This is a genomic window from Microbacterium resistens, from assembly GCF_021172025.1.
Classification (GTDB): Bacteria; Actinomycetota; Actinomycetes; order Actinomycetales; family Microbacteriaceae; genus Microbacterium; species Microbacterium resistens.
Genome location: NZ_CP082781.1, coordinates 3,191,954 through 3,213,339 on the forward strand (window position 1 = coordinate 3,191,954; position 21,386 = coordinate 3,213,339).

Annotated in this window: 19 protein-coding genes; 15 read left to right on the forward strand and 4 right to left on the reverse strand. The window is 71.4% G+C overall.

Annotated elements, in window-relative coordinates:
* Positions 1-108: 108 nt before the first annotated feature.
* The 4 genes from K8F61_RS15130 to K8F61_RS15145 are packed head-to-tail and all read left to right on the forward strand — an operon-like array spanning position 109 to position 4,873.
* Positions 109-1,398, forward strand: coding sequence for an extracellular solute-binding protein (locus K8F61_RS15130; protein ID WP_067243973.1), 1,290 nt, complete (start codon positions 109-111; stop codon positions 1,396-1,398).
* A gap of 30 nt (positions 1,399-1,428) precedes the next feature.
* On the forward strand, positions 1,429-2,412 hold the full coding sequence (locus tag K8F61_RS15135; protein WP_067243975.1) for a carbohydrate ABC transporter permease: 984 nt from the start codon (positions 1,429-1,431) through the stop codon (positions 2,410-2,412).
* Positions 2,409-3,326 carry a carbohydrate ABC transporter permease gene (locus K8F61_RS15140; RefSeq protein ID WP_219085389.1) on the forward strand — a complete coding sequence of 306 codons (918 nt, stop codon included), beginning with the start codon at positions 2,409-2,411 and terminating at the stop codon, positions 3,324-3,326. Before K8F61_RS15135 ends, K8F61_RS15140 begins: the two co-directional genes overlap by 4 nt.
* Complete coding sequence (locus tag K8F61_RS15145; RefSeq protein ID WP_231819711.1) at positions 3,323-4,873, forward strand: family 20 glycosylhydrolase; 1,551 nt, start codon at positions 3,323-3,325, stop codon at positions 4,871-4,873. The genes K8F61_RS15140 and K8F61_RS15145 overlap by 4 nt, the downstream gene beginning before the upstream one ends.
* Here K8F61_RS15145 and K8F61_RS15150 read toward each other — a convergent pair.
* On the reverse strand, positions 4,837-5,778 hold the full coding sequence (locus K8F61_RS15150) for an Lrp/AsnC family transcriptional regulator (protein ID WP_219085391.1): 942 nt from the start codon (positions 5,776-5,778) through the stop codon (positions 4,837-4,839). The two genes, K8F61_RS15145 and K8F61_RS15150, sit on opposite strands and share 37 nt — an antisense overlap.
* Positions 5,779-6,022: 244 nt before the next feature.
* Between K8F61_RS15150 and K8F61_RS15155 the strand changes: the two genes are divergently transcribed.
* The 6 genes from K8F61_RS15155 (at position 6,023) to K8F61_RS15180 (ending at position 14,323) form a co-directional block, all read left to right on the forward strand.
* Positions 6,023-7,378 carry an MFS transporter gene (locus K8F61_RS15155; RefSeq protein ID WP_231819712.1) on the forward strand — a complete coding sequence of 452 codons (1,356 nt, stop codon included), beginning with the start codon at positions 6,023-6,025 and terminating at the stop codon, positions 7,376-7,378.
* Between the two features lies 1 nt (position 7,379).
* Positions 7,380-9,053, forward strand: coding sequence for an amidohydrolase (locus K8F61_RS15160; protein ID WP_231819713.1), 1,674 nt, complete (start codon positions 7,380-7,382; stop codon positions 9,051-9,053).
* A 5-nt stretch (positions 9,054-9,058) separates the two neighbouring features.
* Positions 9,059-10,669 (forward strand): thiamine pyrophosphate-binding protein, encoded by a 1,611-nt coding sequence (locus K8F61_RS15165; protein ID WP_418888051.1) that lies wholly within the window; start codon positions 9,059-9,061, stop codon positions 10,667-10,669.
* Between the two features lie 14 nt (positions 10,670-10,683).
* Complete coding sequence (gene speB, locus K8F61_RS15170; RefSeq protein ID WP_231819715.1) at positions 10,684-11,646, forward strand: agmatinase; 963 nt, start codon at positions 10,684-10,686, stop codon at positions 11,644-11,646.
* Between the two features lie 16 nt (positions 11,647-11,662).
* On the forward strand, positions 11,663-12,646 hold the full coding sequence (locus tag K8F61_RS15175; protein ID WP_067243992.1) for a C-terminal binding protein: 984 nt from the start codon (positions 11,663-11,665) through the stop codon (positions 12,644-12,646).
* A 111-nt stretch (positions 12,647-12,757) separates the two neighbouring features.
* The gene (locus K8F61_RS15180; RefSeq protein WP_231819716.1) at positions 12,758-14,323 is read left to right on the forward strand and encodes a zinc-binding metallopeptidase family protein; all 1,566 of its coding nucleotides are present in this window, start codon (positions 12,758-12,760) and stop codon (positions 14,321-14,323) included.
* Positions 14,324-14,329: 6 nt separating this feature from the next.
* On the opposite strand, the gene K8F61_RS15185 is transcribed toward K8F61_RS15180, so the two are convergent.
* The 3 genes from K8F61_RS15185 to K8F61_RS15195 form a co-directional block, all read right to left on the reverse strand.
* A complete protein-coding gene (locus K8F61_RS15185; protein ID WP_231819717.1) occupies positions 14,330-14,752 on the reverse strand; it encodes a DUF1801 domain-containing protein in 423 nt (140 codons plus the stop codon).
* 61 nt (positions 14,753-14,813) lie between these two features.
* Entirely contained in the window at positions 14,814-15,395 is a 582-nt protein-coding gene (locus tag K8F61_RS15190; protein WP_067244000.1) for an HhH-GPD-type base excision DNA repair protein, read from the reverse strand.
* Between the two features lie 378 nt (positions 15,396-15,773).
* Complete coding sequence (locus tag K8F61_RS15195; protein WP_067244002.1) at positions 15,774-17,093, reverse strand: glutamyl-tRNA reductase; 1,320 nt, start codon at positions 17,091-17,093, stop codon at positions 15,774-15,776.
* Positions 17,094-17,435: 342 nt separating this feature from the next.
* Between K8F61_RS15195 and hemE the strand changes: the two genes are divergently transcribed.
* From hemE to K8F61_RS15220, 5 genes are all read left to right on the forward strand, one after another.
* Positions 17,436-18,506 carry a uroporphyrinogen decarboxylase gene (hemE, locus tag K8F61_RS15200; RefSeq protein ID WP_231819718.1) on the forward strand — a complete coding sequence of 357 codons (1,071 nt, stop codon included), beginning with the start codon at positions 17,436-17,438 and terminating at the stop codon, positions 18,504-18,506.
* Entirely contained in the window at positions 18,503-20,053 is a 1,551-nt protein-coding gene (locus tag K8F61_RS15205; protein WP_231819719.1) for a protoporphyrinogen/coproporphyrinogen oxidase, read from the forward strand. The genes hemE and K8F61_RS15205 overlap by 4 nt, the downstream gene beginning before the upstream one ends.
* A 179-nt stretch (positions 20,054-20,232) precedes the next feature.
* A complete protein-coding gene (locus K8F61_RS15210; RefSeq protein ID WP_231819720.1) occupies positions 20,233-20,688 on the forward strand; it encodes a hypothetical protein in 456 nt (151 codons plus the stop codon).
* A gap of 1 nt (position 20,689) precedes the next feature.
* Entirely contained in the window at positions 20,690-21,097 is a 408-nt protein-coding gene (locus tag K8F61_RS15215; protein WP_231819721.1) for a phage holin family protein, read from the forward strand.
* Complete coding sequence (locus K8F61_RS15220) at positions 21,084-21,368, forward strand: hypothetical protein (RefSeq protein WP_231819722.1); 285 nt, start codon at positions 21,084-21,086, stop codon at positions 21,366-21,368. The genes K8F61_RS15215 and K8F61_RS15220 overlap by 14 nt, the downstream gene beginning before the upstream one ends.
* The last annotated feature ends 18 nt before the right edge of the window (positions 21,369-21,386 follow it).

Genomic DNA, 21,386 nt, shown 5'->3' on the forward strand with positions numbered 1-21,386 from the left:
GTGGACGGGTCATCGTCCTTGTGGCATGCTATGGTCACTATATCGTTTTAGTGACGGGACGCCACCCCATCCGATGGCGCCCCTGGGCCACTTCGAAGGAGAACGTCCATGAAGATCCGAGCGACTCTCGCCGTGGGTATCGCCGCAACGGCCGCGCTGGCGCTCAGCGCGTGCACCGGCGGAGGCACGGCGACCGGGGGAGGGGGAGCCGACGGTGAGGTCACCGGCGAGGTCACCTTCCAGACCTGGTCCCTGAAGAACGACAAGTTCACCCCGTACTTCGACGGCGTCGTCAAGGCGTTCGAGAAGGAGAACCCCGGCGTGAAGGTGAAATGGATCGACCAGCCCGCGGACGGCTACGAGGACAAGGTCCTGCAGCAGGCCGAGTCCGGCGAGCTGCCCGACGTCGTGAACCTCCCGCCGGAGTACGCGTACTCGCTCGCCTCGGCCGGTCAGCTCATGGACCTGAAGACGGAGTCGTCCGTGCTCGGCGACTACGTCGAGGGCGGCGTCGACGCCTACACCTACGACGGGATCGAGGGCTCGTTCGGATTCCCCTGGTACCTCGGCACCGAGCTGAACTACTGGAACACCGAGCTGCTCGGCAAGGGCGGCGTCACCGCCCCGCCGGAGACGCTGCAGGCGACCCTCGACGCGGCGGAGAAGCTCGCCGCGGCGGGCGTCCAGACCATCTCCGACGTCCCGAGCCCGAAGTCGCTGCAGATCATGGTGTCCGACGGCGGCGGCACGCTCGACATCGTCAAGGACGGGAAGTTTGTCTTCAACACTCCCGAGGCCGAGGCGATCGTCCAGCGCTACGCGGACCTCTACAAGGCAGGCGCGATCACGCCTGAGGCGCTGCAGAACGCCGGCACCGCCAACGCCAACATCAACAACTTCAACAAGGGCACGGTGGCCTGGGCCACGGCCGGCCCGAACTACATCGACAAGGACATCGCGGTCAACGCCCCGACGCTCCTGCCGAACGTGGCCGTCACCAGCGGGTTCGGCAACCCGCCGCTGTTCGTCCAGGGCATCAGCGTCTCCGCGAACGCCAAGAACCCGGCGGCCGCCCTCGCCTTCGCCGAGTACCTGACGAACACCGCGAACCAGATCGAGTTCGTCAAGCTCGCCGTCGGGTTCTTCCCCGGCACCGTCGAGGCCAACGCCGATCCGTCCGTGTTCGCGGAGACCGCGCAGAACGAGCAGCAGGGCGTCGCGACCGATCTCGCCGCCGCCCAGATGGACAAGGCGAAGATGCTCGGAGCCCCGCAGTTCACCGAGGCGATGGAGACCTACGCGAAGCAGCAGATCGCGCTCGCGGTCAAGGGCGACATCACCCCGAAGGAAGCGCTGGACAAGGCGGTCGAGTACGCCCAGCAGAACCTCGTGGACTGATCGGACGATGCGGAGGGGGCGGGGACGCTCATGAGAAGACAGCGCTGGTACACGCCGTACCTGCTGGTGCTGCCCGGTGTGATCTGGGTGTTCGTGTTCGCCCTGTGGCCGTTCCTGAACACCATCGGTCTCGCCTTCACGGACGCCCGCCCCCTCCGCCCGGCCGAGTTCGTCGGCCTCGAGAACTTCGCGAAGCTCTTCACCGACGACCGCTTCGGTTACGCGCTGACGACGTCGCTCGTCTACGTCGTCGTCTGCGTGCCGCTGCTCACGTTCCTGCCGCTGCTGCTGGCGCTGCTCGTGCACAGCAAGATCCCCGCGATCGGGTTCTTCCGCACGACCTTCTACTTCCCGGTGATCGCGTCGGCCGTCGTCGTCGCGATCGTGTGGGAGTTCCTCTTCTCCGGCAACGGCACGATCAACGAGGCGCTGAAGTTCTTCGGCCTCATCGACCGGCCGATCGAGTTCCTCTCCGATCGGTGGCTGCTGATCGGCTGCGCGATCGGCCTGACCGTGTGGAAGGGACTCGGCTACTACATGGTCGTCTACCTGGCCGCACTCGGGAACGTCGGCCGCGAGCTGCACGAGGCGGCCGCGATGGACGGCGCCGGCGTCTGGCGGCGCTTCTGGTCCGTCACCGTCCCCGGCGTCCGCGGGCCGATGATGCTCGTGTCCGTGCTCATCTGCGTCGGTGCGATGCGGGTGTTCACCGAGCTCTACATCCTCTCCAACGGCTCCGGCGGGCCCGGCGGCCGCGCCATGAGCCTCGTCATGCTCATCCAGTCGATGGGCAAGGGGCTGAACGGGCAGATCGGCTACGCCTCCGCGATCTCCCTCGTCCTGTTCCTGCTCACGCTCGTGCCCCTGGCGGTGGTGGGCATCGCGAACAACGGCGACATGATCCGTGAGGCCCTGCAGAACCGGCGCACCCGACGGGACCAGCGGGCCATGCAGCGCGCCGACCGCGCCGACCGCCGTGCCGCCGCGCGCACCCCCGAGGAGGTGTCGGCATGACCGCCGTCGAGACCCGCCCGCGCTCCGCCGCCGCGGAGAAGCCGCGCCGCGACCGCCCGTACCGCGTGCGGGGATCCGCGGACATCATGAAGCCCTCGCTCGCGGGGCTCATCGGCAAGTATGCGCTGCTCGTCGTGATCCTCGGGATCATGGTCTTCCCGTTCCTCTGGCAGCTGTCGACCTCGTTCAAGGGGCCGGCCGAGAACATCTACGACTTCCCGCCCCAGCTGATCCCGAGCGAGCCCACACTCGACAACTTCGCCGAGGTGTTCCGCACGATCCCGGTGCTCGACTATGCATGGCACTCGCTGCTCGTGGGCGTCGGGACCGTGCTGACCAACATCGTGTTCGCGACGCTCGGCGGCTACGCCCTCGGATGCCTGAAGTTCCGCGGCAAGGGGATCGTCATGGCGATCTTCTTCTCCACGCTGCTGCTCCCGGGCGAGGTGACCTTGACGAGCCAGTACCTGACCGTGAAGTCGCTGGGTCTCGCGAACACGCTGTGGGGCGTCTTCCTCCCCGGTGCCATCGCTGCGATCAACGTCCTGCTGATGACGGCGGCCTGCCGGATGATCCCGGCCGACACGCTCGACGCCGCGACGATCGACGGCGCCAACACCATGCAGCGCCTGCGCCACATCGTGTGGCCGAACATCCGCGGCATGGTCTCCGTCGTCGCGCTGTTCGCGTTCATCGGCGCGTGGGACGACTTCCTCTGGCCCCTCGTCGTGCTCTCGGACCCGGCGAACTACACGCTGACGGTCGGCATGCAGTACCTCAGCTCGAACTTCTCCGCCAACCCGCGCGTGATCGCGGCGGGCACCATGATCGCGCTGGTGCCGATCATCCTGCTCTTCGCCGTCCTGCAGAAGCAGTTCTTCAAGGGCGTCGAGGAGGGGAGCGTCAAGGGATGACCGCGCCGCTCTGGCACGCGCTGCCCCAGCCGGCCGCGTTCACGCCGAGCGGCGGGACATGGCGGCCGAGCGGCGTCAGGGTCGTCGCCGACGATCCGCGTCTGGGACGCGAGGCCGAGCGCCTCCGCGCCGACCTGCGCGCGCAGGGGATGCTCGAAGGATCCGCATCGCTCGTGCGGCTGCGGATCGATCCGGCGCTCGCCGCGGGCGCGGAGCGGGGAGCGGAGGCGTACCTCGTCGAGGTCGGCGACGACGTCGTGGTCCGGGGCGCCTCACCGAGCGGCGTGTTCCGCGGCACCCGTCAGCTCCTGCACAACCTGCGAGCCCGGGGCGGGGTGCCGCGGGGGCGCGCGCACGGCACCCCGGCGGTGGCGGAACGCGGTCTCCACCTCGACGCGGGGCGCAAGCACTTCGGGGTGGAGGGCGTCCTCGCGCTGCTCCACGACGCGGCGGACGTCGGCATCAACGTCCTGCAGTGGCATTTCTCCGAGAACGAGGGGTTCCGGCTGGAGTCCGCGGCGTTCCCCGAGATCGTGTCGGCGGAGCACGTCACCCGGGCCGAAGCAGCACGGATCCTCGCGGTCGCGGCGGACCTGCACGTGGAGATCGTCCCCTCGCTGGACATGCCCGGCCATCTCCGCCAGGTCCTCTCCGCCCATCCGGAGCTGCGCCTGCCGCCGGGGATCGACGGGTACGGCCCGGACGTGCCCCCTCCCGCGATCACGGGCACGGACCACGCGCTCGACATCGCCCGTCCCGAGACCTGGGACTTCGCGCGACGCCTGATCGACGACATGCTGCCGGTGTTCCCCGACGCCCGGCGGTGGAACCTCGGCGGGGACGAGTTCGTCGACTTCGCCCGCATCGACGACCATCCCGGCCTCGCCGCGGCCGCGCGGGAGCGGTTCGGGCCGGACGCCACCGGATTCGACCTGCTGACCGCCTTCGTGAACCACATCGCCGCGCACCTGCGGTCGCGGGGGCTCGAGCCCCGTGCCTGGAACGACGGCATGCTGCGCGGCGCCGTGGTGTCGCTGGATCCGTCCGTCGTGCTGACCTGGTGGACGAACTGGAACGCCGGGATGCGCCCGCTCGCCGATGCGGTCGCCGCCGGCCACGGGATCGTGAACGTCAACGACGCGCTGTTCTATTACGTGCTGGGCGAGAACGCGGGGTACCGATACCCCACCGCGGCGCGGATCTGGGAGGCCGACTGGCACCCGGGCCTGTTCCCCGATCTGCCCGCGGCCGTCGGCGAGGAGCGGCGCCAGGAGCTCGCCGCGCCCTATCCGCCCCTCCTGCGCGGCGTCTCGTTCGCGATCTGGTCGGATCGTCCGGACGCGCAGACCGTCGACGAGGTGACCGCGGGGATCCGTTCGCCGCTGCGGGCGATGGCCGAACGGGCCTGGAACGGCGGGAGCCGACTGTCCCTGACCGAGTTCATCGCCCTCGACGCGGCGATCGGCGAAGCGAGGGCGTCGTCCGAGGAGGCGGCGGCCGGACGCGGGGATCAGGCCGACACGACGCGGCCCAGCGACCGCGCGTAGTCCTCCTTGACGACGTCGAGGTGCGTCCACGTCTCCAGGCCCCCGACCTGCGGGAGCGTGCGGATCTCCTCCAGCACCCCGAGCACCCCCGCCGTCGACGAGCCGCCGATCGTGGCGATGAAGTCGTAGCTGCCGTGCGATCGCGCGGCGAAGTCGATCGTCCGCGATCCGAGGATGTACTGCCGTACCGGGTCGGCGTCGCCGTTCACCGTGATGCCCACCCCCACCGCCACACGATTGCGAGAGAGCCCTCCCGAGGGGATCGCGGCGATGCGGATCACACCGGCGTCGATGAGGCGCTTCACCCGGGAGCGGACCGACGACGGCGAGAGGTGGACCGCGTCGGCGAGCGCCCGGTAGCTCACCCGACCGTCGTGCTGCAGCTCGGCGACCAGGCGGTGGTCGAGCTCGTCGAGGACGATCTCGGTGCGCGAGTCCGCCACGAAGAACCCCTTGAGCACTTCGGCGTAGGTGGTGACCCTGACCCGGTGCACCGACCGGATGCGCCGCACCCGGTCGAGCATCTCGTGCAGTCGCCCGTCGTCGCCGTGGCGGGATTCGAACACGAGCGGATACGCCCCGCTCACCATCGACACGAACACCGCGTCGTCGAGACGGGCGATCTCCTCGGCGACGGGTCGGGCCGGACCGGTGATGCTCACCATCGCGTGGACGAGCACGTGGTGGCCCGCGAAGCCGGGATCGAGGGCGGCGACCACGCGCAGCCCGCCGCGCTCGGTCAGCAGGCGCAGGCGCTGCGAGACGACGTCGCGCGGGCGGTCGAGCAGGTGCGCGAGCTCCTGGATGCTGGCGCGGCCGTTCTCCTGCAGAGCGTGGATGAGCCTCCCGTCGAGATCGTCCGTGTCGCGATCCGGTCTGCGCGACGGGACGCCTGCTGCGCTCATGGGAACCCCCGGATGTGCCGCTCGCACGAGATGGCTGAAGAAGCCGGATCTGCCACGGGCTCGTCGCAGATCGGCGGTGATCAACAGGATTCTATCCGCGAACAGCGTTCGTCCGCCCCGAGTGATGGGCAGAACAGCGGTCAGCCGCCTCGTTCCAGCGAGCATCTGTCTCCGCACGCGCCTATAGTCGGCTCAGCTCGAAGGACATTCGACCGCCTCACCCGACAGAGCAAGGGAGCCCTGTATGTCCACCTCTACCGCCCACCCGCCGGTGCATTCGCACCGCCGGGCCCTCCGCGCCGGCTTCGCCGCGATGGCGGGCACCTCCATCGAGTGGTACGACTTCTACGTGTATGCGACCGCCGCGGCGATCGTCTTCCCCCAGGTGTTCTTCCCCGAGGTCGACCGGGCTCTGGGCACGCTCGCCTCGTTCGGCACCTACGCCGTCGCGTTCTTCATGCGCCCGCTCGGCGGCATCATCTTCGGCCACATCGGCGACAAGCTCGGGCGCAAGCCCGCCCTCACCATCACCCTGTTGGTGATGGGCGTCGCGACCGTGCTCGTCGGCTGCCTGCCGGGCTACGCGAGCATCGGCATCACCGCCCCGATCCTGCTGATCGTCCTGCGCATGGCACAGGGCCTCGCCGTCGGCGGCGAGTGGGGCGGCGCGAGCCTGATGTCGGTGGAGAGCGCGCCGCCGAAGTTCAAGGTGTTCTACGGCGGATTCACGCAGCTCGGCAACCCGCTCGGCGCCCTGATGGCCTCCGGCGCGTTCTGGATCCTCGCCGCGATGGGCGACGACGCCCTCGTGGAGTGGGGATGGCGGGTGCCGTTCCTGTTCAGCATCGTGCTGATCGGCGTCGGGCTCTGGGTGCGCTACCGCGTCGAGGAGACGCCGGTCTTCGAGGAGAAGATCGAAGGGCACAAGCAGTCCACGCCGCTGCTGTTCGCCGTCAAGAACAACTGGTGGCCGATGCTGCTGGGCTTCTGCATCATCGCCATGTCGTCGGGCGGATACGTGATCGCCACGACCTTCGTGCAGAACTTTGCGACGAGCCCCGAGGTGGGCATCAGCGCCTCCGTCATCCTGGGGGCGATGACCATCGCCTCGCTGGTCGAGACGATCGTCACCCTGCCGCTCGCCTGGCTGGGCGACAAATGGGGCGGCAAGTCGATCATCTACCTCGGCGTCATCCTGTCGTTCGTCGTGTTCATCCCGCTGGTCCTGGTGATCCAGAACCACCAGATCGCCCTGATCTTCATCCTGGTGTCGGTGCTTCGCCTGACCCTCAGCGGGGCGTGGGCGTCGCTCTCGACGGTGATGGCGCAGATGTTCCGCCCGCAGGCGCGGTACACGTCGATGTCGCTGTCCTACGGCATCGGCGCCGCGGTGTGGGGAGGGCTGTCGCCGGCGATCGCGACCGCCCTGCTGGCGGCGACAGGCAACTTCTGGTCGGTGGTCGGATTCTTCGGTGTGCTCTGCCTGGTCGCCCTCTTCGGCACCTTCTTCGCGCCGCAGCACTCCGACACGGCGCCGGTGACCCAGTCGCTGCGCGCCCGCACCGACACCACCGCCATCCGGAACATCGAGAAGGGCTGACATGCGCAGACTGGCCACCTACGACGCCCGTGACGCGGCGGCGACGATCATCACCGCGAAGACCATCCGCACCGTCGACGAGCAGCGCCCGCAGGCCGAGGCGATGCTCACGGCCGGCGGCCGGATCCTCGCCGTGGGGACGATCGCCGAGGTCGAGTCGGCTGCCGAGGCGGCCGGTCTGCAGCCCGTGCGCGTCGACCGGCCGGGGGCGACGATCGTTCCCGGGTTCGTCGACGCGCACGCGCACCCCCTGATGTACGGGCAGATGCTCACCTGGGTCGACATCGGCCCGGACAAGGCCGGCTCCATCCCCGAGATCGTCGCGCTCATGACCGCGCGGGCCGCGACGCTGCCGGAGGGGGCGCCGCTGCGCGGCTACGGCTACGAGCAGCGCAACCTCGCCGAGCGCCGGCACCCCACCCGGCACGAGCTCGACCAGGTCGCCACCGACCGCGAGGTGTACATCATGAACGCCTCCGGCCACGGCGGCGTGGTGAACAGCTTCACGCTGGAGAAGTACGGCATCACCCGGGACACCCCCAACCCCGAGGGCGGCGAGTTCTTCCGCGACGCGGACGGCGAGCTGACCGGCGAGCTGTCGGACGCCGCGTGCAACGTGCTCACCGGGCTGCACGGCGTGAAGGTCGGGCACCACGGCCCGAACTTCCATCTCGGTGATGAGCCCGCCGAACACCAGCGCCAGCTCGACGCCGTGCAGCGGGAGTTCCTCGCCGGCGGCGTCACGACGATCGGCGACGCCCAGGTCTCGCAGCGCGAGTTCGCCGCCTACCTGGCGCTCGCCGATCGCGGCGCCCTGCACCTGCGGGTCTCGATGTACTTCCTCTCGCATCTGCTCGATCAGGTGATCGATCTGGGCCTCACCGGTCCGTTCGGCAACGCCTTCCTCTCCGCGGCGGGCATCAAGCTCTACGCCGACGGCACGCTGGGCGGCTGGACCGCCTACTTCCCCGAGGGATACGTCGGCGATCCGTGCCGCACCGGGCAGCTGTACCACCAGCCGGAGGAGTACTCCGGCTTGGTGAAGAAGGCGCACCTCGCCGGTCTGCAGACCGCCACGCACGCGCAGTCGCCCACCGCGATCAGGATGGTCGTGGACGCGCTGGAGCAGGCGCTCGCGGCTCGCCCCGACACCGACGCGCGGCACCGCATCGAGCACTGCGGCCTGCCGGACCCCGCCGACATCCCGCGCATGGCGCGACTCGGCATCCGCCCGGTGAACCAGACCCAGCACTACTACAACTGGGGCGAGGGCGTGGAGCAGGCCATCGGCACCCCCGGTGAGCGGTTCAACCCGCTGGGCGAGTTCCTCGCGGCGGGCGTGCCCGTCACGATCTCCTCGGATGCCCCGGTCGCCGAGCCCCGTCCGCTCGAGGCCATCCAGGCAGCGGTGACCCGCGTCACCCGTCGCGGCCACAAGCTGGGGCCGGATTCCCTGCGGATCAGCGCCGAGCAAGCCCTGCGCGGGCACACGCTCGAGGGCGCCGCCTCGCTCGGCCGCGACGACGAGCTGGGGTCGCTGACGCCGGGCAAGCGCGCCGACTTTGTCGTGCTCGGCGGCGATCCGCTCGAGACCGACGGGGAGGAGATCGCCGCCATCCCGGTGCTCGAGACCTGGGTCGACGGCATCGTGAAGCATCAGGCCCAGGAAGGATGAGCGGCATGGAGACCGTCGTGAAGCGCACCACCGGCTGGGTGGTCATGGAGGTCCTGCGGGGCTACGGCATCGATACCGTGTTCGGCATCCCCGGCACCCACAACCTGGAGTTCTACCGGCCGCTGCCGGCCCTCGGCATCCGCCCGGTGACGACCCGGCACGAGCAGGGCGCCGGCTACGGCGCGGACGGCTGGTCGCTGCAGACCGGGATGCCGGGGGTCGTCGTCACCACGAGCGGCCCCGGCCTGCTGAACGCCCTCTCGGCGGCGGGCACCGCGTACTGCGAGTCGCGGCCGATGATCATCCTGTCGCCCGGCCCCGCCCGCGGCAGCGAGTTCGCCGACGTCGGCACGCTGCACGAGACCAAGGACCAGCTGGCCGCGGCCTCCGCCGTCGTGGAGTGGGGGCGCCGCGTGTCCAGCGCCGCCGAGGCCGTGGCGACGGTGCACGACGCCTTCGCGCTGTTCGCCACCGGGCGGCCGCGCCCGGTGTACATCGAGGTCCCGCTCGACCTGCTCGAGGAGGAGGCCGAGGGGATCACTCCCGACGACATCGCCGCCCGGGCGTTCCCGCCCCCGCCCGCGCCATCCGACGACGCCGTCACCGAGGCGGCCCGGCTGCTGAACGCCGCCACCGACCCCGTCATCCTCGCCGGCGGCGGATCGCGCCGCGCCGGCGCGGCCCTGCGGGCGGTGGCCGAGCGCCTGGGCGCCCCGGTCGTGACCACCGCGAACGCGAAGGGTGTGCTCGACGAGCACCACCCGCTCTCGCTCGGTGCCAACCTGCGCCTGGCCGCAGCCCGCGACCGCGCCCGCGACGCCGACGTGCTGCTCGTGGTCGGGTCCAAGCTCGGCGAGGCGGAGCTGTGGGTCGACAAGCTCGACGCCCGCGGCACGGTCATCCGCATCGACCTGCTCGCCTCGCAGATCGACAAGAACCAGAAGGCCGATGTGGGCATCGTGGGCGATGCCGCGGCATCCCTCTCCGCGCTGCTGACCGAACTCGGCGACGGAGCTCCGCGCACAGGCGGTCGCGTCCCCGAGACCCTCGAGGCCGTGCGCGCCGAGGTGCACGAGCTGTCTCCCGTGAACGCGGCGCTCGGCGAGGCGATCGCCGCCGCCCTGCCCGCGGACGCGATCGTCACCACCGATTCGTCGCAGATCGCGTACTGGGGCCTGATGAACGTGCTGCGCGTGCCCAGGCCGAACTCGATGCCGTACATGGCGACGTACGCCACCCTCGGTTACGCCCTGCCTGCGGCGCTCGGGTCCCGGCTCGCGGACCCCGGCCGCCCCACGTTCGCGGTGACCGGCGACGGCGCCCTGATGTTCTCGCTGCAGGAGATGATCACCGTCGTCGAGCAGCGCCTGGACGTCACCGTGATCGTCGTCGACAACGGCGGCTACGCCGAGATCCGGCAGAACGAGGCGGATGCCGGGATCTCCCCGATCGGTGTCGACCTCGTGCAGCCCGACTGGGTCGCGCTCGGCACCGCATTCGGCGGCACCGGGCGTCACGTCGCCTCCGCCGCAGAGCTCGCCGATGCCGTGCGGCAGGCGCAGGCCGACGGCGGCTTGCAGGTCATCCACCTCGACCAGTCGACGTTCGCCCTCTGAGACAGGAGCCCTTCATGAGCAGCACACCGATCGGCCCCGCGGACGCCTCGAAGACCCCGCGCTACGCGGGCCTGTCCACCTTCGCCCGCCTGCCCCGCATCGAGGACGTGGGCGAGACCGACATCGCCGTCGTCGGCATCCCCTTCGACAGCGGCGTCAGCTTCCGCCCCGGTGCCCGGTTCGGCCCGGAGCACGTGCGCGCGTCCAGCCGCCTGCTGCGGCCGTACAACCCCGCGCAGGACTTCTCCGGCTGGGAGGCCGTGCAGATGGCGGATGCCGGCGACATCGCGGCCAACCCGTTCCACATCCACACCGCGGTCGAGCAGATCGCCGAGGCCGCGACGGAGCTCGGCGAGCACGTCGACCGGATCCTCACGATCGGCGGCGACCACACGATCGCCTACCCGCTGCTCAAGGCGATCAGCGCCAAGCACGGTCCGGTCGCCGTGGTGCACTTCGACGCGCACCTGGACACCTGGGACACCTACTTCGACGAGCCGATCACGCACGGCACGCCGTTCCGCCGGGCGTCGGAGGACGGCTTCATCGACCGCACGGCGTCGATGCACGTCGGCACCCGCGGCCCGCTGTACGGCAAGGGCGACCTCGAGGACGACGAGCGCCTGGGCTTCTCGATCATCACGAGCGAGTACGTGGAGGAGCACGGCGTGCCCGCGGCGATGGAGCGGCTGCGGCAGCGCATCGGAGACCGGCCCCTCTATGTGTCGGTGGACATCGACGTGCTCGACCCCGCGCACGCGCCGGGCACCGGCACCCCCGAGGCGGGCGGGCTCACCAGCAGGGAGCTGCTGCGCATCATCCGGGGCCTGGCCGATCTGAACATCGTCGGAGCCGACGTGGTCGAGGTGGCCCCGGCCTACGACCACGCTCAGATCACGGGCATCGCCGCCAGCCACGTGGCGTACGAGATCCTCACCGCGATGGCGCGCGCGATCGTGCGCGGACGCGGCGAGTGAGGGGACGGAGAACGAGATGACCGACGAACGGCCGCTCGCCGTCTACACCGACGTCGAGGACACCGATCCGGCACCCGGCATCGCCCTGCTGGAGGCGCACGGGTTCGAGGTGCGGGTGCTCGGCACCCGAGACCCGCAGCGGATCATCGACGGCGCGCGCGACGCGGTCGCCCTGCTGCCGGGCTACGCCTCGGTCACCCGCGAGATGATCGAGGCGATGCCTAACCTCGAGATCATCGCGCTGATGTCGATGGGCTTCGATTACGTCGACCTCGATGCCGCCACCGAGCACGGGGTCTGGGTCACGAACGTGCCGGGCGCGGCGACCGAGGAGGTCGCCACGCACGCGCTCGCGATCATGCTGCACAGCCTGCGGCAGCTGCGGTTCTACCTGGCCAGTGCGAACCCCGCGGACTGGAACGAACGGGCGTCCTGGGCGCCGCCGCGCCTCAGCGAGCGGACCCTCGGCGTCATCGGGCTCGGCAGGATCGGCCGTGAGCTCGTCCGCCAGGCGGGTCCCCTGTTCGGACGCGTGCTCGGCTACGACCCGCTGATGCCCGACACTCCGGAGGTGCGCGCCGATCTCGACGCCCTCGGTGTCACGCGCACCGGACTCGACGAAGTGCGCGGGGCCTCCGACGTCCTGTCCCTGCACCTGCCGCTCACGCCCGAGACCGCGCACATGGTCGACGCGGAGTTCCTCGCCGGGATGCCGCAGGGGGCGCTGCTGGTGAACGTCTCGCGCGGTGCGCTCATCGACGAGGAGGCGCTCGCCGCATCGCTCGACGCCGGGCACCTCGGCGGCGCCGCCCTGGACGTGCTCGCCTCCGAGCCTCCGCAGCCGGGGCATCCGCTGGTCGGCCGCGACGACGTCGTGCTCACGCCGCACATCGCCTACTTCTCGGAGCGCACGGAGATCGAGTACGTGCGCATCCAGGCGCAGAACGCGGTGACGCTGCACGAGACCGGCGCCCCGGATTCGCCGGTCAACCGCCCCTGAAGCCGTCCCATCCCCAGCCCGGCCGCCCGGGTCGCGCTTCCCGTCGCCGGAGCTCCCTCCGACGCGACCGAAGCGTCACCGGAACGGCTCTCCGACCGAGAGGAAACCGTCATGCCGCACCTGATCGACGAGGCGAAGCAGTGCGCCCGCGCCTGGATCGACGAGCATCTGCCCCGCCTCACCGAATGGCACACCCACATCTGGGAGCTCGCCGAGCCGGCCTGGCGCGAGTACCGCTCGCAGGCGTGGTACGTCGAGCTCCTGCGCGCCGAGGGCTTCGAGGTCGAGGACGGCTCCGCCGGGATGCCCACAGCCTTCAGCGCGACGTGGCGCAACGGCGACGGCCCGACGCTGCTCACGTACGCCGAATACGACGCCGTTCCCGGCAACAGTCAGGCGGCGACCACGACGGAGACCCCGCGGGACGGCCTCAGCCGCTTCGCGCCGGGGCACACCGACCCGCACTCCGTGCTGGGGATCTCGACGCTGGCCGGTCTGCTCGCGACCAAGCACGCCATGACGCAGCACGGCATCGGAGGCACGTTGAGGTACACCGGGGAACCGGCGGAGAAGATGCACGGATCGAAGGTCGTGCACGGTCTGCGCGGCTACTACGACGACGTGGACGCGATCGTGTCCTTCCACCCGTTCTACATGCTGCCGCTGTGCAACACCGCACGCTGGGACACCCAGTGCGGCGCGTACTACAGCAAGGTCTACACCTTCGTCTGCGACCGCCCCGAGACGTGGCAGCTCTCCAGCGCCGACCCGAACTCGCCGATCCCGGCATCCCACTCCGCGGCCAGGGCGCCGGGCGCGAACGTCGCGCTGACCCAGATGTACACCGCATCCCGGACGATGCTCGACTCCATGCTGCCCGCGACCGGGGGCTGGAGCTTCTCCGACGCGATCCTCAGCGACGGGCAGGCGACGGCCGACAATCTGCCGCACCGGGTGGCGCGGCTGCAGTTCTCCTGGCGCACACCGGATGTCGAGATGGCCGAACACATCCTCGCCGTGCTCGACCGCAACGCGGCCGCTGCCGCGACGATGGCGCACTGCGAGCTGGAGGAGCGCTGGATCGCGCGTAGCCGCCCGGGCCGCACGAACCACGTGATGGCCCAGACGCTCTACGCCAACCTCGAAGCCGTCGGGGCGCCGGTGTACGGGCCGGAGGCGGTCGCCGTCGCTCAGGACATCCAGCGGGCGCTCGGGCAGGAGCCGAGCGATCATCCCTTCCTTGCGGAGACCGAACAGCTGATCGCTCCGCAGGAGGCCGAGCGGATCCTGCGTGAGCACATGCCGGCCTGGCAGCGGAACTGGACCAGCGACGACTACGTGGAGATGTCGCACTACGCACCCCTAGTGCGGTTCTACGTGTCGAGGCCGGCCCTGCGGCCGGTGGCCGGAGCGGGACCCTACCCGGCGTGGGTGATGAACGCGCTGGGCGGCATCCCCGAGACGATCGCGCCCACGATCGTGACCGCGGGGAAGACGATCGCCGGCACGTTCCTCGACCTGTTCCTGTCGGCGGAGACGCTGGAGGCGGCGAAGGCGGAGTTCCGTCGCCGCACGGAGGCGGACCCGATGCCGGCTCTGCTGCCCGCCGACTTCGAGGCGCCGATCGACCTGCCCTGGCCGGACTACTCCGGAGCGGGCGAGCACCGGCACTGGTGAACGTGCTCAGCCGGTGACGGTGAGCGCCGTGTGCTCGTCGCCGCCGTTCTCGGCCCACCGCAGCGATGCGGACAGGATGCCCCGCAGAACGTCCAGGTCCACCTGCTCGAGATCCTTGATGTAGAGGCACCCGACGCCGGTGGTGTGCGGGCCGAGACGAGCGAGGTCGTCCGCACGCGCGGCGGTCGACGCCAGGTACACGGCCGAGGCGGCCTTGCGGGGCGCGAACGCGAGCAGCGGCATGTCGCCCTCGGTGCCGGTGGGGTAGCGGTAGTGGCAGCTGCCGAACCCCACGATGGTGCCCCACAGACGCGGCCCGCGGCCGGAGACCTCCTGCAGCAGGGCGGTCAGGGTCTCGGCGTCGCGCCTGCGCCGGGCAGGTGTGACGCCGGCCAGGAAGTCCTCGACGCTGCCGCCGGTCGGCTTCACGTCCCGGCCTTCGTCCTGGGCTTCGGCTCGCTGCGCTCGCTCACCCCTGAGCTCGCCCGCATCAACGCTCCTTCGTCGCATTGCTCCGGGCGGCCTTCATCGCCTTCTTGTGCTCGCGGACCTTGGCGAGGGACTCGGGGGAGACGATGTCGGCGACGGATCGGAAGGACCCGTCCTCGCCGTACGGCGCCGAGGCCTCGCGCCAGCCGGCCCCCGTGAAGCCGTACTGCTTGCCGAGGAGCGCGAGGAAGATCTTCGCCTTCTGCTCGCCGAAGCCGGGGAGCGCCTTCAGCCGCCGCAGCACCTCTGCGCCGTCGGGGTCGCCCTCGGTCCACAGCGCCGCGGCGTCCCCGCCCCAGTCGTCGACGATCGTCTGGCAGAGGGTCTGCACGCGCGTCGCCATGGATCCGGGGAAACGGTGCACGGACGGGGTCTGCCGGAAAGCCTCCAGGAAGGCGTCCGGATCCATGCCCGCGATCGCGGCGGCGTCGGCCGCGCCGGTGCGCTGCTCGATCTTCAACGGCCCTGCGAACGCGGTCTCCATGGGCACCTGCTGATCCAGGAGCATGCCCACGAGCAGCGCGAGCGGGTTGTTCGTGAGCAGGTCGTCGGCGGCGGTGTCTCCGGTGATGTGAAGGGCCATGCGTCCAGTGTGGCATCCCCCCTCGCCGAGAGCCGTGCCTTCTTCCCCCTGCTCCCGCAGTTGGTCATCGGGCACCACCCGCGGTTGCGACCATGACTGCCGTCGCCGAAGAGACCGCCGCAGTCCGGCCCCAGACGGCCTTCTCCTCTTCGCGCGGACGTATCCGCACCATCTATCCGCGTGACCGGTGGTTCTCCGCATGAACGATGGTTTCCGCGCGAGCGGCGGTTCTCCGCGCGAAGGGGATTTCGGGAGGGAACACCATCGCGCGGGATCAGGCACACGCGCGGGATCAGGCGCTCCGGGCGCACAGGTGCCTGATCCGGCGCGTTCGCCTGACGTCGCGTGGAAAGGTCGGGGCGTGACGCGGGGCTCGGATCAGGCGGTCTCGGCGGAGCGGGCGTCCTCGTCGGGGGTGAGGCCGAAGAGGGTCTCCAGCGCCGCGGAGAACTCCGCGCCTCGACCGGCGGCGGCGAGCTCGTGTGCCCGCGAGGTGGGGGTGTGCAGGAGCACCCCGGCGAGGTGGCGCATGGCCTGCTCCACCCGGCCGTCCTCATCCCCGCGGCGGCGCGCGCGCTCGATCTCCGCCTCGAGCAGGCCGAAGATGTGCGAGCGGAGGGACACGACCGCGGGCGTGACGCTCTGCCGCTCGCCGACGACGTGGAACGTCTCGGCCGCCTCGCGGACGATGGAACGGGCGGCGTCCGTCGCCTGCAGCTCCTCCAGCGGGGCGTGCAGGCGGATGGTCTCCAGATCCAGCAGCGAGACGCCCTCGATGCCCGCCACGTCGGGGGAGACGTTGCGCGGCATCCCGAGGTCGATGACCAACTGGGTCGGCGTCGACGAGGATACGGCGTGCACCGGGCAGCCGGGCGCCGCGGAGGACGCCGGCAGGTCGCGACCCGCGCGCAGCACCTCGGCATCCAGCACCGCGTGCTCTGCCGTGGTGCAGGTGATGATCAGGGAGGCCGAGGCCGCCGCGCGGGCGTACTCGGTCGCGGGCAGGGCGCGGATCCCGTGCTTCGCGGCGAAGGCCTCGGCGCGGCCGGACGGCGAGTGGACGGCGATGTCGACGGCGCCGCGCTCGCGGAGGGTGGCGAGGGTGACGGCGGCGTACGCGCCCGTGCCGATGAGGAGCACGCGCTCCGCGGACCAGTCGGCGATGCGGCTGTCGGCCAGCTCCAGGGCGAGGCGGACCAGCGAGCGCCCCGCGCGGCCGAGCGCCGTGACGTTCTTGACCTTGCGCTGCGCCTGGCTCGCCCGCTGGAACAGACGCTCGAGCTCGGGGGAGGTGGTGCCCTCGGCGCGCGCGGTGGTGAGCGCGCGGCGCACCTGACCGGCGATCTCGCCCTCGCCGGAGACCACGGACTCGAGGCCGGACGCGACGGCGAAGAGGTGCTCGGCGACGCGCCGGCCGCTGTGCACGACGTAGGCGCCCTCGAGGTCCGCGGGGGTGACGCCCGTGCTGGCCTGGACGGCCTCGAGCACCGCCTCGACGCCGATGGCACCGGCCGCGGTCACGGGCTCGTCCATCTCGACGTACGCCTCGAAGCGGTTGCACGTCGCCAGCACCACGGCCCCCTGGACGCACTCGGCCGTCTCGGTCAGGCCGGTCGCGATGCCTTCGGGGGTGCGGCTGAGGCGTTCGAGCAGATCGAAGGAGGCGGTCTTGTGACTCGCCGTCACGCACAGGAGCACCCTCCGAGTCTACGGCGCGGATCCTTTCCGCGGCCTGGACGCCGTCATCCCGCCGGCGCGGGGCCCGCTATCCGCCCCCGGTCTCCGCCGTTCTCGTCTCCGCCCGCCACGGTCCCGATCTGCACATCCGGTCCCGATCTGCACAGCGATCGGGGCAGAGCGCGTGCGGATCGGAGCGATGTGTGCAGATCGGACCGGGCGGATCGAGACGGGACGGACGGATCGGACGGGACGGATCCGACGGGACGGATCGGACGGGACGGGAAGCCCCACGGATCGGGACCGAGCAGTCGCAGCAGAACACCGAGGAGTCGCATAAGAACGGGGTGCGAGGATGGACGCATGGCCCTCCCGGATGCCCCGCTGCTGCGCGCCCTCGCGGGCGATCGACCCGACCGCACCCCCGTCTGGTTCATGCGCCAGGCCGGGCGTTCCCTGCCGGAGTACCGGGAGCTGCGGGTCGGGACGCGGATGCTCGACGCGTGCCTGACGCCCGAGCTGGCCGCGGAGATCACGCTCCAGCCCGTGCGCCGTCACGGCGTGGACGCGGGCATCTTCTTCAGCGACATCGTCGTGCCGCTCCGTCTCGCCGGCGTGGAGGTCGAGATCGAGCCGGGCCGGGGGCCCGTCTTCGCGGACCCGGTCCGCACCGCCGACGACGTCGCGCGCCTCACCGCGATCGATCCCGAGGCGCTCGACACGCCCGCCATCGCGGAGGCGGTCCGGATCGTGACGGCGGAGCTCGGTGAGACGCCGCTGATCGGATTCGCCGGTGCCCCCTTCACGCTGGCCGCCTACCTGGTCGAGGGCGGCCCGTCGAAGGAGCACCTGCGCGCGCGGGCGATGATGCACGCGGACCCGGAGTCCTGGAACCGGCTGGCCGGATGGCTCGCGCGGCTCTCGCGCACGTTCCTCTCGGCGCAGCGCGACGCCGGCGCTGCGGCCGTGCAGCTGTTCGATTCCTGGGCGGGATCCCTCGCGCCCGAGGACTACCGCACCTTCGTCGCCCCGCACTCCGCCGCCGCGGTACGCGGGATCGGTGCGCCGGTGATCCACTTCGGTGTCGGCACGGGGCCCTTCCTCGGCGACATGCGCCTCATCGGCGCCGACGGCGCACCCGCGGCCGACGCGGTCGGCGTCGACTGGCGGATGCCCCTGGACACCGCCGCGGGGATCCTCGGCCCCGATGTCACCGTGCAGGGCAACATCGATCCCGCCCTCCTCACCGCGCCGTGGCCTGTACTCGAGGAGCAGGTGCGCGAGGTCCTGCGCCGAGGCCGCAGCGCCCGCGCACACATCCTCAACCTCGGACACGGGGTGCCGCCGGAGACCGACCCGGCGGTGCTGACCAGGATCGTCGAGCTGGCGCGGACCGTGGACGCCGAGAACGCCGCGGAGGCGGAGCGCTCATGACCGCGCTCCCCGGTGACGTCCCGGAGCTCGCCGAGCGGGCGGCGGCCGTGCGCGTCGCCGTCGTCGGCGGCGGGGTCGCCGGGCTCGTCGCGGCCACCGAGATCGCGGCCGTCGGCATGCACGCCACCGTGTTCGAGGCGGCGCCGGTCGCCGGAGGCGTGGTCCGCCGCGGAGAGGCGGACGGGATCGCGTTCGACGCGGGGGCGGAGAGCTTCGCCACGCGCGGCGGGCACGTGCAGGCGCTGCTGGAGGATCTCGGTCTCGCGGAGCGCATCGTGGACCCGGCCCCCGGCGGCGCCTGGCTCGCGGGGATCCCGGGGGTCGGTGCGGCGCCGCTGCCGCGCGGCGGGATCCTCGGGATCCCGGAGAACCCGTTCGCCGAGGACGTGCGGCGGATCATCGGATGGCGCGGCGCGTGGCGCGCGTACGTCGACCGGCTGCGTCCTCCGCTGACCATCGGCCACGACCGGAGCCTCGGGCATCTCGTCCGCTCGCGCATGGGCGCGCGGGTCCTCGACTGCCTGGTCGCCCCCGTCACGACGGGCGTGCATTCCGCCCATCCGGACACGATCGACACCGAGGTGGCCGCCCCGGGACTCAACGCGGCGCTGACCCGGGCCGGGTCGTTGTCCGGGGCTGTGGCGAGCCTGCGCGCGGACGCGGCCCGGAAGACCGCCGCGCCCCGGAGCGGAGCCGAGCCGGCGCGCGCTCCTGGCGCGGCCGTGCGCGGGATCGACGGCGGCATGGCCGTGCTCGTGGACGCCCTCGTCGCCCGGCTCGGCGGGCTCGGATCCGAGGTCCGCACCGGCTCCTCCGTCGTCGGGCTCGCGCGGGACGCCGACGCCTGGGTCGTGCGGTTCGAGGCGCCCGATCCCCGACCCCGCCCCGCGGACGCGGACATTGACGCATCGACGGAGGGGGGAGACGCCCTTGTGGCGAAGGAGCGGTTCGACGCCGTGATCCTCGCCGCGGACGAGGCGACGACGCGTCGCCTGCTGTCGCCGCACGTCTCGGCCCTCGATGCGATCCCCGCCGGCGACGCCCCGCACATCGAGATCATCACCCTGGTCCTGGACGCTCCGGCTCTCGACGCGTCGCCGCGCGGATCCGGCGTCCTCACGGTCCCCGGCAGCCACACCGCCAAGGCCCTCACACACGCCACGGCCAAGTGGCCGTGGCTGCGCACCGCCGCAGGGGACCGACACGTGGTGCGGGTGTCGTTCGGCTCCCAGGGGGAGGAGCCGACGACGTCGGGGCTGGACGACGACGCCGCCGCCCGGCTGGCGATGGCCGAGGCCGCGGCGATGCTCGGCGTCGCCCTGCCGGCGAGCGCGCTACGCGGATCGTTCCGCGCGCGGTTCACCCAGTCCCAGCCGACGGCGGCGATCGGCGCGGCCGACCGGCGGGCCGCCGCTGCCCGGGTGATCGCCGCGGGCCACCGGCTCGCCGCCACAGGCGCCTGGCTCTCCGGGACGGGGCTCGCCCAGGTCGTGCCCCACGCGCGGGCCGAGGCCGAGCGCCTTCGCCACGCGCTCCTCTGGGGCTGACGCCGAGACCGTCCCGCCGGATCAGGCGGACGCGCGAGATCAGGCGCCGAGGCACGATGACCGCCTGATCCTGCGCGATCGCCTGTTCCCGCGCGCTCGTCACGGACGATAGATGCCGAAATCGGAATACGGGGTTACGCTGGTAGTCCGCAAGGCCGACCACATCGTGAGGAGACCCTATGAAGGGGAAGATCGGACTCGTCGTCGGACTCGGAGTGGGGTACGTGCTGGGCACGCGCGCCGGTCGCGAACGCTACGAGCAGATCAAGACGCAGTGGCTGAAGGTCTGGCACCTCGACCCCGTGCAGGCACAGGTGGGCAAGGTCCGCGAGTTCGCGAAGAGCCAGGCCGCCGCCGTCCCGCAGGCGCTGTGGAACGGCGCCGTCAAGGTCGTCAAGGCGGTCAACGCCGACGGGACGCCGGGCCAGAAGGTCGACTCGGCCCTGTCCAGCGGCAAGGGCGCGGTCGAGGACCTCAAGCGCGCGGTGGAGGACACCGTCGACGCGGCGGAGGACAGCGAACTCGATCGGCCGGCCAAGACCTCGTCCGCGAAGAAGACGACCGCATCCGCGACGAAGAAGAGCACGGGATCGACCCGGTCGGCCAAGGGCTCCGGATCGTCGCGAGGCGCGTGACATGGTCCGCGGATACCGGGATCGTGCCGACGACAGCCTGCTGACGCTGCTCGGCGACCTGCCGGACCTCGTCAGCAACCTCGTCAAGGCGGAGATCGACGCCGCCAAGACCTGGATCGCCCGCACGTCCAAGGACGCGGGGATCGGGAGCGTCTGGTTCCTCGTCGCCCTGTTCTTCCTGTTCTGGGCGGTGCCGGTGCTGCTCGTGTTCGCGATCGCGGGGATCGCGTCGTGGCTGCCGGTGTGGCTGTCGGCCATCATCGTGTTCGTCGTGCTGCTGCTGACCGTCGCGCTGTTCGCCCTGCTGGGCATCCTGAAGTTCCGGAAGGTGCTGGCCAGGGAGAACCCCGCGCAGGCCGTCGCCGAGGACATCCGCATCGTGAAGGAGGCCGGCGATGACGTCCGCTGAGCAGACCACCCCCGCCGTGCCGCGGACGGCGGTGCCGCACGGGATCGTCGACCCGGTCGCGTCCGCGCGCGCCGAGCTGAAGGCCGCGCTGGCCGCCATCGAGGTCAAGGGGAACCTGCCCCGCCGGATGGAGAAGGCGATCACCCGCGAGAGCGCGCGTCTGCGGCAGGAGGCCCGGACGAACCCGGTCAAGGTCACGCTGATCGTGGTCGGTGCGGCCATCGCCGTCGGCGGCGTCGTCTGGGGCGTGGCCCGGCTCCTCTCCCGCTGAGACGGGCCCGCTCCGCAG